The organism is Pseudomonas sp. MWU15-20650 (assembly GCF_023242475.1).
Classification (GTDB): Bacteria; Pseudomonadota; Gammaproteobacteria; order Pseudomonadales; family Pseudomonadaceae; genus Aquipseudomonas.
In genome coordinates, this window is record NZ_JALJFG010000061.1 from 1 (window position 1) to 13888 (window position 13888).

Consider the following 13888-nt stretch of genomic DNA (forward strand, 5'->3'; position numbering starts at 1 on the left):
GGGTTGGCCCCCTCCCACATGTTTGACTGCATACACCCGGCCTAAAGGGGCAGGTGGCGACTGAGCAACGCCCGCAACGCCGCCGGCTTGACCGGCTTGGCCAAGTAATCAAGGCCCGCCGCATGCACCTCGGCCACCCTCTCAGGGCGCCCATCGGCACTGATCACCACGCCAGGAATCGGTTCCGCCAGTTGCGCTCGCAGCCAGCCCATCAGCTCAGTGCCGGTTTCGCCGTGGTCCAAGTGGTAATCCACCAGCGCCAACTGCGGGCGCACACCCTCGGCCAACAATGCCGCGCATTGCGCCTGGTCGGTAGCGGTCCACACTTCACAGCCCCAGCGAGTGAGCAGGCTGCGCATCCCGATCAGGATGCTTTCCTCGTTATCCACGCACAACACTTGCGCACCGCTTAATGGCAGGCCGTTTTCCAGGGGCGCTTTTGGCTGCGGGTTGGCCTGGTTACGTGCCAGCGGCACACATACGCTGAATACGCTGCCCTTGCCCGGCCACGAGCGTACGCTCAAGTGATGGCCCAGCACGCGGCACAGGCCGTCGGCAATGGCCAGGCCCAGGCCCAGGCCTTTCTCGGCGCGTGTCTGGTGGCTGTCCAGGCGCTTGAACTCTTCGAAGATCACCTGCTGTTTATCCAGCGGAATGCCAGGCCCGCGGTCCCAGACTTCCAGGCACAACTCGCCCTTTCGCCGGCGTACGCCTAGCAGCACCGGACCGTCGGCATAACGGAAGGCGTTGGTCAGAAAGTTCTGCAAGATCCGCCGCAACAACTTGATGTCACTGTCTATCCGCAAGCGACTGCCGCGTAAACGGAAACGCAAGCCTTGCTCGTTGGCCAGCGCCTTGAATTCAGCGCCCAGGGTGTCGAACAGCTCGTTGAGCACAAAGGGTTGGCGTTGTGGGTTGATCTTGCCGTTTTCAAGGCGCGAGATATCCAGTAAATCGCTGATCAAGTCTTCGGCCGAGCGTAACGAACTGTCCAGATGCTGCACCAATTGCCGCGCCTCGGTGGAGAGGCCATCGTGCTGGTGGGAGAGGGCGGCAGAGAATAAGCGTGCGGCGTTCAACGGTTGCATCAGGTCATGGCTCACTGCGGCCAGGAACCGGGTCTTCGATTGGCTGGCGGATTCGGCCACGCCCTTGGCGTCGGTGAGTGCCACATTGAGCTGCGACAGTTCATGGGTGCGCTCGGTCACCCGTTGTTCCAGTCCTTCGTTGGCCTCGGTCAGTGCTTGTTCGGCTTCACGGAATGCGGTGATGTCGGTAAAGCTCATGACAAAGCCACCACCAGGCATCGGGTTGCCGATCAACTCGATCACTCGCCCATTGGGGAACAGGCGCTCTGAGGTATGTGCACGACCCTGGCGCATCCAATGCAGGCGACGCGCCACGTGTACTTCGGCTTCGCCGGGCCCACACAAGCCGCGTTCGGCGTTGTAGCGAATAATGTCGGCAATGGGCCGACCCACGCTGATCAGCCCATCCGGGTAGTTGAACAGTTCCAGATAGCGCCGGTTCCAGGCCACCAGCTTGAGGGATTGATCCACCACGCTGATGCCTTGAGTAATGTTCTCAATGGCACCTTGCAACAGGGCGCGGTTGAACTGCAGGACCTCAGAGGCTTCGTCGGCGATCCGTACCACGTCCTCCAGCTGCATTTCCCGCCCCTCAATGGCAGCTTTCACCACTGCACGCGTCGATGATGCACCGAGTACGCCTGCCAACAAGCGCTCGGTATGAGCGATCCAATCGTTATCAGCGTTCTGGTTGGGGTTGAAACCTTTGCCTTGGCGATAGGCGAAGCGAATAAAACTCTGCTGCGCACGCTCTTCACCGACGAAACGTGCGGCCAGGCTGAGCAAGTCGCTGATCTGCACCGACAACATCGAGCGGGCGCTGGCGCGCTGGCTGATCTCCTGACCGATAAAGCGCCCCGCCTGCCAGTGCTCCGACACCCTTGTGCGCGACAACATCGAGACCCATACGAACAAGGTGAAGTTACCGGCCAGGGAGAACACAGTGCCCAGGGTCAGCGAGGTCACGGAAAACCCGAACGGATGTGAATGCATCCACGTCAGTCCGGGGAAGAGGCTGAGCGACCAGCCCAGGCTTTTCGCGGTGACGGGGAGGACCAAGGTGTAGAACCACAGGAAGGTACCGGTGGCCAAGCCGGCAAATACGCCCCGTCGGTTGGCCTGCTTCCAGTAGAGCGCGCCGAGCATCGCCGGTGCCAGTTGAGTGACGGCGGCAAAGGCGATCTGGCCGATGGTCGCCAGGCTTGCGGTCGACCCCAGCAGCCGATAGCTCACATACGCCAGCAGCAGGATGATCACAATGCTGACCCGTCGCACCGACAGCATCCAATGGCGAAATACTTCGAACGGCCGCTCGGCGCTGGAGCGGCGTAGCAGCCAGGGCAGCAGCATATCGTTGGAGACCATGGTCGACAGGGCAATGCTGGCCACGATCACCATGCCGGTGGCGGCCGAGGCTCCGCCAATGAAGGCCAGCACGGCGAGGGCAGGATGGGCCTGGGCCATCGGCAAGCTGATCACATAGGAGTCCGGCAGCACCGAGCCGGGCAACAGCATTTTGCCGCCGAGGGCGATGGGGATCACGAACAGTGCGGCAAGGATCAAGTAAGCCGGGAACACCCACTTGGCCAGGCGCAGATCTTGCGGGTCGATATTTTCAACGACCGTCACGTGGAATTGCCGGGGCAGGCAGATGATTGCCATCATGGCGACGCCGGTCTGTACCACCATCGATGGCCAGTTGACGGTCTCTTTCCAGTACTCCTCCAGGCGGGGCGCGAGCATTGCCTGGCTGACCAGGTCACCGAAACCGTCGTATAACCCGTAGGTTACAAACGCACCGACCGCGAGAAAAGCGAAGAGCTTGACCAGGGATTCAAAGGCAATCGCCAGCACCATGCCACGGTGGTGTTCGGTGGCGTCGAGGTTACGGGTACCAAACACGATGGTGAACAGCGCCAATACCAGCGACACGATCAAAGCCGTGTCCTGGGCCCGAGTACCGGTGGTGTCGGGGCCGGAGCCGATCAACAGGTTCACACCGAGCACGATGCCTTTGAGTTGCAGCGCAATATAGGGCAGCACGCCGACCAGGCAGATCAATGCCACCACTACCGCCAGCGACTGGGATTTGCCGTAGCGCGCAGCGATGAAGTCGGCAATGGATGTGATGTTTTCCTGCTTGCTGATCAGGATCATCTTCTGCAGCACCCAGGGCGCCAATACGAGCAACAACACCGGTCCCAGGTAGATCGGTAAAAATGCCCATAGCTGCTCGGCGGCCTGGCCTACAGCGCCGAAAAAAGTCCAACTGGTGCAGTACACGGCCAGCGACAAGCTATAGACCCAGGCACGCATGCGCGGTGGCAGCGGCGCGTGGCGGCGGTCACCGTAAAAAGCGATGGCAAACATAATGGCCATATAGGCCAGGGCAACGGCGGCGATCAGCCCGCAGGACAACGTCATGGTAACTCCGAGCATAAGAACACCCAGGCATTCCAGGCCCGGTTGGACAGTCTCGCATGATGCTTGGGGTTAGTCAGTGTCGACCAAGGTCGTGTGGGAGCTGTCGAGCCCAGGCGAGGCTGCGATGCAGGCGCTGCGGTGCTTCTATCGCAGCCTCGCTAAGGCTCGGCAGCTCCCACAGCCAGGGTCTTCTGGCGCAGGATATAGAGGGTGACGAGCACCGCACTGGTCAGCATAAAGCCCCGTGCCCATGGCGAGGGCACCAGGTAGCAGGAGAAACCGATGCTCAGCCACATCAGGCCGATGGCGTAGACCTTGCCCTTGAGCGGGATACCGTTACCGCCCAGGTAGTCACGAACCCAGGGACCCAGGTGCGGGTGTTGCACCAGCCAGTGGTAGAAGCGTGGGGAGCTTCGAGTGAAGCAGGCAGCGGCGAGCAGAAGGAAGGGCGTAGTCGGCAATACCGGTAGGAAAATGCCGATCACCCCTAGCGCTACGCTTAGCCAGCCGATGGCCAGCAGCGTGTAGCGCAGGAGCAGCGAGCGGTTGCCCATGGGTTTCACGGGCAAGCGGCTTAGTGGTGGCGGGGCTTGAGAATCGCCGGTTTCTCGTCAGGGGCGTTGCACAGCAGGTACAGCGCGGTCAGGGCTTCCGGGATCTGAACGATCATGTCGTCCATCAGGTTGGCGTCGGCGGCGATGTCGGAAAACTCCGGCTGGTCATCGAACAGGCCCGAACCGACCATGATTGGCAGGAGCATTTCGCTGACTTCTTCCTCGGCGGTTTCGAACCAGGCGGCCTCGCGCAGGAATACCCCTTCCATGAAGCCGATGCACCAGCCGCGCAGGTCGGAGTCATCCGGCTCTTCGCCCAGGTCCAGGTCACACGGCAGCTCGAATTCCTCATCGGAGGCCAGCTGGCGACCGATGTGGGCCTTGAGGGCCAGCAGGGTGGATTCGATTTCTTCGCGCTGGGCGGCGTCGGCGTAGTGAGGCTCTTCGGCGAACAGCGCGTCGATCCATTCACGGTCGGGCACGACGTCGGAGCAGATCGACAGGGCGGTCAGGTAGCCGTGGGCGGCCACGTAGTCCAGCGCCTCGTCATGCAGCTCATCGGCGTCGAGGAAGGCTTGCAGGCGGGTTAGTTGCTCAGCGAAGGACATTGAAGGGCTACCTTGGGAATAAACGATGCTGAATTCTAGGCTTTCTTGAGCGCCCAGGCCAGCCGCACGGCATATTTGCCAGGTTTTAGAGCGAGATGTCTATTCGTCAGTCGTGCCCTTTGCCGGAGGACGCTCGGGTATACTGCCGCGTTTTGTGATGCCCCAGCAGGCCAAGCGCCAACCTGAGAAAACTTCGCTTACGGATTATTTTCCGTGAACGCGTGTTTTTTCGGCCAGCCTGTACAGAGGGATTTCGGCACCATTTTGGAGTTTTACATGCTCGAGCAGGCTCAACGCGTCCTCAAGGACATCTTCGGCTACGACAGTTTTCGTGGCCGCCAGGGTGCGATCATTGAGCGCGTGGCCAGTGGCGGCGACGCCCTGGTGCTGATGCCTACCGGTGGTGGCAAGTCGTTGTGCTTCCAGGTGCCGGCGCTGTTGCGCAATGGCCTGGCCGTGGTGGTGTCGCCGCTGATTGCATTGATGGACGACCAGGTGGCGACCCTGGAAGAACTTGGCGTGGCTGCCGCGTCCTTGAATTCCACGCTCAGCGCCGAGCAGCAGCGCGACCTGGCTGCCCGCATCAAGCGTGGCGAAGTGAAGATGCTGTACCTGGCGCCGGAGCGCCTGGTGCAGCCGCGGATGCTGGCCTTCCTGCAAAGTCTTGAAATTGCCCTGTTCGCCATCGACGAAGCCCACTGTGTATCGCAGTGGGGTCATGATTTCCGTCGCGAATACCTGCAGCTGGGCCAATTGGCCGAACTGTTCCCCGACGTGCCCCGCATCGCCCTGACCGCCACCGCCGACAAGCGTACCCGTGAAGAAATCGTCGAGCGTCTGCATTTGCAGGACGCCGAGCGCTTCCTGTCGAGCTTTGACCGGCCCAACATTTTCTACCGCATCGTGCCCAAGGAACAACCGCGCAAGCAGTTGCTGGCGTTCCTGTCCGAGCGGCGCAGTGATGCGGGCATTGTCTATTGCCTGTCGCGCAAGAAGGTCGATGAAGTGGCCGCGTTCCTCTGCGAACAAGGCTACCCGGCGTTGCCGTACCATGCCGGCCTGCCCAACGATCTGCGTGCCTATCACCAGAAGCGCTTCCTCAATGAGGAGGGGCTGATCATGGTGGCGACCATCGCCTTCGGCATGGGTATCGACAAATCCAACGTGCGTTTCGTGGCGCACATGGATCTGCCCAAGTCCCTTGAAGCCTATTACCAGGAAACGGGCCGCGCCGGTCGTGATGGCCTGCCAGCGGATGCCTGGATGGTCTACGGCCTGCAAGACGTGGTGATGCTCAAGCAAATGCTGCAGAACTCCGAAGGCGACGAGCGTCACAAGCGCCTTGAGCAGCACAAGCTCGATGCCATGCTCTCGTTGTGCGAAGAGACCCGCTGCCGTCGCCAGACACTGCTGGCGTATTTCGACGAAGACATGCCCGAGCCCTGCGGCCACTGCGATAACTGCATCGATGGCGTGCAGACCTGGGATGCCACCGAGCCGGCGCGCCAGGCGTTGTCGACGATCTACCGAACTGGCCAGCGTTATGGCGTGGGGCATCTGGTGGATGTGCTGCTGGGCAAGGACAACGAGAAAATCCGCAGCTTCGGCCACGAGAAACTCTCGGTCTACGGCGTCGGCAAGGCGCGAGCCGAAGGCGAATGGCGTTCACTGTTCCGCCAGATGGTTGCGCGTGGCCTTGTCGACATCGACATCGAGGGCTTTGGCGGCCTGCGCCTGAATGACAGTTGCCGGCCCTTGCTCAAGGGTGAAGTAAGCCTTGAACTGCGTCGTGACCTCAAGCCACAGACCACCGCCAAGAGCAGCACCAGCCAGGCCAGTCAACTGGTGCGGGGAGAGGAGCGCGAGCAGTGGGAAGCCTTGCGTACCCTGCGGCGTAAACTGGCGCAGGAACACAGTGTTCCGCCGTACGTTATTTTCCCTGACTCCACCTTGCTGGAGATGTTGCGTGAGCAGCCGGCCACCCTGGCAGAGATGGCCAGGGTCAGTGGTGTGGGTGCGCGCAAGCTGGAGCGTTACGGCCAAGCCTTCCTCGAAGTGCTCGGCGGCCAGGCCGAAGCGCCGAAGGAAGTTGCCGATATTCGCCACGAACTGATCAGCCTGGCCCGTGCCGGCATGACCCCGATCCAGATCGCCGGCCAGCTGCAATGCTCGGAAAAGAATGTCTATACCCTGCTCGCTGAATCCATTGGCAAGCAGCAGTTGTCGTTGGAGCAGGCCCTTGATTTACCTGAGGATTTGCTTGGCGAGATCCAGGACGCATTTCTGGATGGAGAAGGCGAATTGCCACCGGTTTCGGAGATTGCGCCGTTATTTACCGGGCGGGTTCCGGAGGGCGTTTTGTACTGCGTGCGTGCCGCTTTGCAGTCTGAATTCGAAATTTAGTGTGCCAATTACGACAATGTAACGAATCAGTACAGGGTGAAGCTTGCCTACTGGCATGGCTCATGCTTAGCTGACTAATAATTAGCCACACTTTATTTTCAGTCTAAAACATGAGTTTTTTATGCCGTTAACCGATCAACACCGCTTTGGCATGCAGTTGGCGCAAATGTCCCGAGGTTGGCGCGCCGAGCTGGACCGCCGTTTGGCGGGGCTGGGCTTGTCCCAGGCGCGTTGGCTGGTGCTGTTGCACCTGGCCCGTTTTGAAGAAGCACCTACTCAGCGTGAACTGGCCCAAAGTGTCGGAGTAGAAGGGCCCACACTGGCGCGCCTGCTCGACAGCCTGGAAGGCCAGGGCCTGGTACAACGCCAGGCTGTGGTAGAAGACCGCCGCGCCAAACGCATCCTGCTGTGCGATACCGCCCGGCCTCTGATCGACCAGATCGAAACCATCGCCACGGCCCTGCGCCATGAACTGTTCGTGGGCGTGGATGAAGAGGACATGCGTGTGTGCATGCGTGTGCATGGGCATATCCTGGCGAATCTGGAAAAGTCCTGATCTTCAATTCGCCGGGGATCAACGTGTGGGAGGGCGCTTGCCGTAATGCCAGTCAGTTAAGGCTTTTGTAGGAGCGAGCTTGCTCGCGAAAAAAACCTAGGCGACGCATTTATTCAGGAAACACGCGTTATCGTTGACGTTTTTCGCGAGCAAGCTCGCTCCTACAGAGGGCGATGACGCTTAACTGACGGTGCCCCTTCCCACATTTGAATTGTGCAGCGTTCTAGAAGGTCTGCCCCAGGTTCAGGTACACCGCCTGCTGGTTGTCATCATTGAACCCGTAACTGAAATTCAGCGGCCCCAGCGGCGTATCAAAGCCGAGGAAAACACTCGCGGCGTTGATGTACCCGCTGTCGAACGGGTTGTCGTTGTTCCACGCCCGGCCGCGTTCCACCGAGGCGCCGAGGTACAGCGGGAAATCCAGCGGCAGGTAGGAGCGAGGTGTCAGGCGGCGGTAGTACACCGCGCGCATCAGGCTGATGTTCTGACCTGAGATAGCGTCCTCGCGAAAGCCCGACAACTGCCGTGCGCCGCCCAGCAGGAAGCTGGAAATCACCACGTCGGATTTATCCAGGGTGCGCCCATAGCGGCCGCCCAGTATCAGGGTGTCCGGGCCGTGGCTCATGGCTTTGTCCAGCTTGAACTCCCACTGACGGTAGCGCTGGTCCGAGCCTAGGCCGGGTTCGAACTCGCGAAAGGCCAGGCCGATGTCTTCGCCGCTGTGCGGGAAATACACGTTGTCCAGGGAGTCGAAGGAGTATTTGAGCTCATAGAAGCCTTCGCTGAAGTTCATGCTCGGCAGGTCGCGGTCGCCGATCCGTACATCCGCCTTGCCCCAGGCTTCGCCGACACCGAAGCGAATCTCGCCGCTGTTGCCGATCTGGCGTCCAACGTTCAAGCCAAAACCATAGCGCTCCAGGCGGTATTCGGAGATCGGGTCGTTGTCCATGATCAGTTCAACGTTCTGCGCCTGGGCACTGATATAAGGCGCGATGAAGTAGCGCGAGCCGGTGTCCATCGGTTGGTAGAACTCGCTGTACAGCTCCTGGCGATCACCGATTTGCACCCGTGTCAGCCATTCCGCACCCAGGCGGTTGATGCCATTCATACGGTAACTGGCGCCAAGGTTGAAGGCACTGTCACCGCGCATGTCGTCCGACAGATTCAAACCCAGGCGCAGGTAGTCGGTGCCGCTGCGTTTGCCTCGCGCGCTGATCACCAGGGTATTGTCCTTGCCCTTTTTTACGACGCGGTATTGCACCTGCTCGAAGTAATCCAGGCCATACAACGTGCCCATGTCCGCTTGCAGGCGGTCCAGGTTCAGGGGTTCGCCCAGGGTCTGGCGGATGTAATAGCGGATCACGTCGTCGCTGACTTTAGAGTCGTTCTCCACGTTGATCGCGGTAATGATCGGGGTGCGTTCGCCCGGTGTGCGGGCGGCCACCAGTTGCGGGTCGACAGGTTCGATGGGACGCAGATGCGCCAGGCGTATATCGAGGGCGCGGGTCGCGCGGTAGCCGGCGTCGATCATGTCCTTGGCGCGGCCAAAATCGGTGACGCCATAGGCGGCCAGGGGCGGCTGGATCAGCACATCCTTGGGATGCAGGGCCTTGAGTTGTTCCTCGGAATTGCGCCGCGTCATCAGGGTGATGGACTGGTTGAGCACGTCGACCACGGTGGTCAATTGCTTGCGTGAGCGCAGCGGCGTACCGATGTCGACCACGATGGCAATGTCGACGCCCATTTCCCGCGCCACATCCAGCGGGATGTTGTCGGTCATGCCACCGTCCACCAGCAGGCGTCCGTCCAACTCCACGGGGGCAAATACTGCAGGGATCGACATGCTGGCGCGTATCACCTGGGGCAGATGCCCCTTGCTGAACACCACTTTTTCGCCGGTGGTGATATCGGTGGCCACGGCGCGGAACGGGATCGGCAATTTATCGAAGTTGCGTGTATTACTGCTGTGGGCAAACATGCTTTCCAGCAACAACGCCAGGTTCTGGCCCTGGATCACACCCAGCGGCAGGCCGAGACTGCCGTCGTCGCGGATGCTGAGTTTCTGCTTGATCAGGAAGTCCCGGTCGTCCTGTTTACGGCGAAACGGCACATCCTCCCGAAGTGGCGCATCCGACAATGCCTGTTGCCAATCGATATTCAGTGCAAGTTTTTCCAGCTCATCGATCTTGTAGCCCGAGGCATACAGCCCACCAATGACCGCGCCCATGCTGGTGCCGGCAATTGCATCGATTTGAATGCCTTGTTCCTCCAGGGCCTTGAGCACACCGATATGCGCGAGCCCACGGGCGGCGCCGCCGGACAGCACCAGGCCGACTTTAGGGCGTGGGGTTTCCAAGGCATTGGCGAAGACGGGGACCAGGCACAGCAGCAGGCAGGACAACAGGCGGCGCATCATGAATCTCGAGGCAGGGCGATAAAGGCCGGTATTATAGCCACTCGATCCACCGAGCTCGTTACGCCAGGAGCCTCTTAAGTTATGTCCGCAAGCAAACCCGAGATCGTTATCACCTATTGCACCCAGTGCCAGTGGCTGTTGCGTGCTGCGTGGCTGGCCCAGGAGTTGCTGAGTACGTTTTCAGATGACTTGGGCCGCGTGGCGCTGGAGCCGGCCACCGGCGGCGCATTTCGTATCACCTGTGATGGCGTGCAGATCTGGGAGCGCAAGGTGGATGGCGGTTTCCCCGAGGCCAAAGTGCTTAAGCAGCGGGTACGTGACCAGATCGACCCACAGCGGGACCTGGGCCATAACGACCGCACGCCATGAAGGCCGCCGCCCACGGGCGGCGGCGATTCACCGGCATAGCGCTACTTGGCAGCCATTTTGTTTTTGATCACGCCGACGACAAATGTCAGTACCAGGCCGCCGACGCCGCCGCCGATGATGTTGCTGCCCAGCGCTGCGACATTCAACGCATCTCCCGCGGGCGCACCCAGCAGCCAGGAAAGGAGCTGACCCAGCACCAACCCACCGACACCGCCAACGACTGAGTTGAGTGCATTGGTGCCCATGCTTTGGTTGGTCATGCCGGCCAGGTTGCCGCCGATGGCACCGCTGATGATCTGCACCAACAAGCTGACGAACATTTCCATGGTGAAACTCCTGCATCGCGTAAATGGAATGACCACTCGCGTGCAGCAACTTCAGAAAACACCCTGGCTGTCGTCGAGCTGTCTGTTATCCGTTGAACGACTACAGACGTTGCGGATGTTTCAAGTATAGGTCAGGCCGTTGCCGTCGGTTGTTTGGCCTGGCTGGCGCTGCCCATCAGGCCCGAGAGCACGATGGCGACGATGATCAGCGCGCCGCCCAGCAGCATGCGCAAGGTGGGGGTTTCGGCAAACAGCAGCCAGGCGGCGGTGATGCCATAGACCGGTTCCATGGCAAACACCACCGAGGCGGTGCGCGCCTTGATCACGGCAAGGCTGGCCACGAACAGGCTGTGTGCCAGGCCGGTACAAAACACGCCGAGCAACCCGATCCAGAGCCAATCAATCGCACGCACGTCTGCCAGCCCCGGTGCGGCCACGGGCAGCAGGCAGGCCGCGACGACCACGTTCTGGCACAGCGCGGCCTGTACCGCTGGAATTCGCCCGGAACTGGCGCGGTTGTTGAGTGACAACAGCGAAAACAGCAGCCCTGAGACAATGCCCCAGAGCAAGCCACCGGAGGCTTCGCTGGCCAGGTTGAAGTCTGGCGTCACCAGTATCAGGCCGACGCTGACCAGTGCCACCAGCACGATCTCATTGGCGCGGATGCGCTCGCGGAAGATCAGCCCCTCCAGGATCACGGTAAAGGCGGGAAAGGCAGTGAAACCCAAGGTCGCCACCGCCACGCCGGCGACTTTGACGGCAATAAAGAATGTCACCCAATGCGCTGCCAGCAACACGCCACTGATCAGCAGGCGGCGCCAGTCGCGCCCCTCCAGTTTTTTCCAGGGTGTATGGCGGGCAAACCGCGCAAACACCGCCAGGGCGAGCACGGCGAAGGCTGCCCGACCAAACACGATAATGGCGGGTGAGGCGGCGGCCAGTTTGCCGAATACGCCGGTAAGGCCAAACATCAATGCGCCGATATGCAGGGCGCCGAGGGCTGAACGGGGAGTCATTGCGATCCTTGAACCAACGGGAGTGACAGCGTCGCAGTCTAGAGGGTCAGGCGCCTTGGCGTCTGTCGCCGGCCTCGCGATTTTTGGCGCAGGGCTCTTGTCATGCCGTTCGACGCAAGGCGCCAGGCGAGGCGCCGAACTCGCGCAGCATGGCGGCAGAAAATGCGCTGTGCGAGGCATAACCGACGCGTTCGGACACCTCGCCAATGGGTAGCGATGTCTCGCGCAGGAGCCCCAGCGCCATATGCAGGCGACGACTGCGCAGATAGTCCATCGGCGTTTGCCCGCACTCGGCCATAAAACGCGCATGCAGGCGGGCCACTGAAAGGTTGGCAATACGGGCAAGGTCGGCCACTTGCAGCGGGCGTGCCGCGTGGTGCTCGATGTGCGCATTGAAGGCCGCATAGGGCAGGCGCCGGCCCGGTAGCGGTTGCGCCCGCGGACGATTCAGGCTGGCCAGCAAGAGCACCGCACCGTGTTGCACGATCAGCGGGTCGTGCACCGGGCTGTGCGCCAGCCAGTGCACCAACTGGCGTTGCCGCGAGTCCAGTGCCAGGCGAGCCGGTTGATCAAGCAAGCGACGGCTGGCATCGGCATGGTCGCCCAAGGATTGCAGCACCCAGTGTTCGGTGGGTACATCCAGCACCAGGCAGCGGCTGCCATCGCGGCTGCCACACGCATGATAGGCAGAGAAGGGCAGCACCATCACGCTGCTTTCGTGGACCTGGCTGCCACGGCCATCGACCTCCAGGTCCAGATGGCCGGACAGGCCGAACACCAACTGCGCATGGTCATGGCTGTGGGCAATCGGCGCTTCGAGGTAATGGCGTAGCGTGAGGGACGGTCTCATCGCGATCTCCTGGCGGCAAGTCGCCAGTCTACAACGCTTCCAGGGCACCACGCGCTGTCATCAGACTGACGCACAGCTGTCATGGGCTATTAATCGCCAAGGCGCAAGCTCGCGAAAACAGCGTCGAGGGATGCCCATGACCAGTGCCGAGTTCGCCAAACCCAGCCGCAAGCAACGGGTTCGTACCCTGTGGATTTCCGACGTGCATTTGGGCACCCGGGATTGCCAGGCCGAACATTTGTCACAGTTTCTCAAGGGCTACCACGCTGACAAGGTGTACCTCGTCGGCGACATTATTGACGGTTGGAAAATGCGCGGCGGCATGTATTGGCCCCAGGCCCACACCAACGTGATCCGCCGCCTGTTGACCATGGCCAAGCGCGGTACCGAGGTGATCTACGTCACCGGTAACCATGATGAGTTCCTGCGACGCTACTCAAAGCTGATTCTGGGCAATATCCAATTGGTCGACGAGGCCGTGCACGTGACTGCCGATGGTCGCCATCTGCTGGTGATACATGGCGACCAGTTCGATGTGATTACCCGTTATCACCGTTGGCTGGCGTTTCTTGGCGATTGGGCCTATGAATTCACGCTCACGCTGAACCGCTGGCTCAATCACTGGCGCGCGCGTTATGGCTACGGTTATTGGTCGTTGTCGGCGTATTTGAAGCACAAGGTCAAAACCGCCGTGAGCTTTATCAGCGACTTCGAGGAAGCGATTGCCCACGAAGTGACCAAGCGCGAGTTGCATGGCGTGGTGTGCGGGCATATTCACCATGCCGAAATTCGTAAGGTGGGGGAGGTGGATTACCTCAATTGCGGGGATTGGGTGGAGTCGTGCACGGCGTTGATCGAGCACTGGGACGGGCACATCGAGTTGTATCGGTTGGCGGATGCACAGGCCAGGGACGCGCAGCTGAAAGCTGAGAGGGTTGCCGGCTAGCAGTCAACCCAAATGCGGGAGGGGGCGTGCCCCAATGCCAGTCAGTCCAGTCAGTTAAGACGGAGCACTATCACTGTGGCGAGCGGGCTTGCCCCGCGTTGGGCTGCGCAGCAGCCCCAATAAATTCACCACGGTTTTCCAGACACCCCGAGGTGGATGGTTTTGGGGCCGCTTCGCAGCCCAACGCGGGGCAAGCCCGCTCGCCACAGGTTACCGGTTGCTCGTTCTAGCGCTTAACTGACTGGAATCAGGGCTTGCCCCAATGCCGGTCGGTCCAGTCAGTTAAGACGGAACACTCGTGGCGAGCGGGCTTGCCCCGCGTTGGGCTGCGC

11 protein-coding genes are annotated in these 13888 nt (G+C 60.9%); 4 read left to right on the plus strand and 7 right to left on the minus strand.

The features are described from left to right. Nucleotides 1–41: 41 nt before the first annotated feature. The 3 genes from M5B43_RS26780 to M5B43_RS26790 form a co-directional block, all read right to left on the minus strand. The gene (locus M5B43_RS26780) at nucleotides 42–3512 is read right to left on the minus strand and encodes a PAS domain-containing hybrid sensor histidine kinase/response regulator (protein ID WP_248752888.1); all 3471 of its coding nucleotides are present in this window, start codon (nucleotides 3510–3512) and stop codon (nucleotides 42–44) included. A 158-nt stretch (nucleotides 3513–3670) separates the two neighbouring features. Continuing rightward, nucleotides 3671–4066, minus strand: coding sequence for a YbaN family protein (locus M5B43_RS26785; RefSeq protein WP_248752889.1), 396 nt, complete (start codon nucleotides 4064–4066; stop codon nucleotides 3671–3673). A 20-nt stretch (nucleotides 4067–4086) separates the two neighbouring features. Continuing rightward, a complete protein-coding gene (locus M5B43_RS26790) occupies nucleotides 4087–4674 on the minus strand; it encodes a YecA family protein (protein WP_248752890.1) in 588 nt (195 codons plus the stop codon). Between the two features lie 276 nt (nucleotides 4675–4950). Here M5B43_RS26790 and recQ point away from each other — a divergent pair, with 276 nt between their 5' ends. Both recQ and M5B43_RS26800 read left to right on the plus strand, forming a co-directional pair. After that, nucleotides 4951–7077 (plus strand): DNA helicase RecQ, encoded by a 2127-nt coding sequence (gene recQ, locus M5B43_RS26795; RefSeq protein WP_248752891.1) that lies wholly within the window; start codon nucleotides 4951–4953, stop codon nucleotides 7075–7077. A 121-nt stretch (nucleotides 7078–7198) separates the two neighbouring features. Next, nucleotides 7199–7633, plus strand: a complete 435-nt coding sequence (locus M5B43_RS26800; protein ID WP_248752892.1) for a MarR family transcriptional regulator — start codon at nucleotides 7199–7201, stop codon at nucleotides 7631–7633. 223 nt (nucleotides 7634–7856) lie between these two features. Here the strand turns inward: M5B43_RS26800 and M5B43_RS26805 are convergent, their stop codons facing one another. Then, complete coding sequence (locus M5B43_RS26805; protein WP_248752893.1) at nucleotides 7857–10046, minus strand: patatin-like phospholipase family protein; 2190 nt, start codon at nucleotides 10044–10046, stop codon at nucleotides 7857–7859. A gap of 84 nt (nucleotides 10047–10130) precedes the next feature. Here M5B43_RS26805 and M5B43_RS26810 point away from each other — a divergent pair, with 84 nt between their 5' ends. Continuing rightward, a complete protein-coding gene (locus M5B43_RS26810; RefSeq protein ID WP_248752894.1) occupies nucleotides 10131–10418 on the plus strand; it encodes a SelT/SelW/SelH family protein in 288 nt (95 codons plus the stop codon). A 41-nt stretch (nucleotides 10419–10459) separates the two neighbouring features. Here the strand turns inward: M5B43_RS26810 and M5B43_RS26815 are convergent, their stop codons facing one another. The 3 genes from M5B43_RS26815 to M5B43_RS26825 all read right to left on the minus strand — a co-directional run bounded on the left by M5B43_RS26815 (nucleotide 10460) and on the right by M5B43_RS26825 (nucleotide 12610). Beyond that, complete coding sequence (locus M5B43_RS26815; protein ID WP_248752895.1) at nucleotides 10460–10744, minus strand: hypothetical protein; 285 nt, start codon at nucleotides 10742–10744, stop codon at nucleotides 10460–10462. 131 nt (nucleotides 10745–10875) lie between these two features. Beyond that, a complete protein-coding gene (locus tag M5B43_RS26820) occupies nucleotides 10876–11760 on the minus strand; it encodes a DMT family transporter (protein WP_248752896.1) in 885 nt (294 codons plus the stop codon). A 100-nt stretch (nucleotides 11761–11860) separates the two neighbouring features. Continuing rightward, nucleotides 11861–12610: an AraC family transcriptional regulator gene (locus tag M5B43_RS26825; protein WP_248752897.1), complete on the minus strand. Its 750-nt coding sequence runs from the start codon at nucleotides 12608–12610 to the stop codon at nucleotides 11861–11863. A gap of 136 nt (nucleotides 12611–12746) precedes the next feature. Between M5B43_RS26825 and M5B43_RS26830 the strand changes: the two genes are divergently transcribed. Next, nucleotides 12747–13556, plus strand: a complete 810-nt coding sequence (locus tag M5B43_RS26830; RefSeq protein ID WP_248752898.1) for a UDP-2,3-diacylglucosamine diphosphatase — start codon at nucleotides 12747–12749, stop codon at nucleotides 13554–13556. Nucleotides 13557–13888: the final 332 nt, after the last annotated feature.

What these genes read in the sequence shown, in the direction of transcription:
- M5B43_RS26780 (WP_248752888.1), bottom strand. Translation starts at nt 3,512, where the DNA reads ATGACGTTGTCCTGCGGGCTGATCGCCGCCGTTGCCCTGGCCTATATG.
- M5B43_RS26790 (WP_248752890.1), bottom strand. Translation starts at nt 4,674, where the DNA reads ATGTCCTTCGCTGAGCAACTAACCCGCCTGCAAGCCTTCCTCGACGCC.
- M5B43_RS26785 (WP_248752889.1), bottom strand. Translation starts at nt 4,066, where the DNA reads ATGGGCAACCGCTCGCTGCTCCTGCGCTACACGCTGCTGGCCATCGGC.
- M5B43_RS26815 (WP_248752895.1), bottom strand. Translation starts at nt 10,744, where the DNA reads ATGGAAATGTTCGTCAGCTTGTTGGTGCAGATCATCAGCGGTGCCATC.
- recQ (WP_248752891.1), top strand. Translation starts at nt 4,951, where the DNA reads ATGCTCGAGCAGGCTCAACGCGTCCTCAAGGACATCTTCGGCTACGAC.
- M5B43_RS26810 (WP_248752894.1), top strand. Translation starts at nt 10,131, where the DNA reads ATGTCCGCAAGCAAACCCGAGATCGTTATCACCTATTGCACCCAGTGC.
- M5B43_RS26830 (WP_248752898.1), top strand. Translation starts at nt 12,747, where the DNA reads ATGACCAGTGCCGAGTTCGCCAAACCCAGCCGCAAGCAACGGGTTCGT.
- M5B43_RS26800 (WP_248752892.1), top strand. Translation starts at nt 7,199, where the DNA reads ATGCCGTTAACCGATCAACACCGCTTTGGCATGCAGTTGGCGCAAATG.
- M5B43_RS26825 (WP_248752897.1), bottom strand. Translation starts at nt 12,610, where the DNA reads ATGAGACCGTCCCTCACGCTACGCCATTACCTCGAAGCGCCGATTGCC.
- M5B43_RS26820 (WP_248752896.1), bottom strand. Translation starts at nt 11,760, where the DNA reads ATGACTCCCCGTTCAGCCCTCGGCGCCCTGCATATCGGCGCATTGATG.
- M5B43_RS26805 (WP_248752893.1), bottom strand. Translation starts at nt 10,046, where the DNA reads ATGCGCCGCCTGTTGTCCTGCCTGCTGCTGTGCCTGGTCCCCGTCTTC.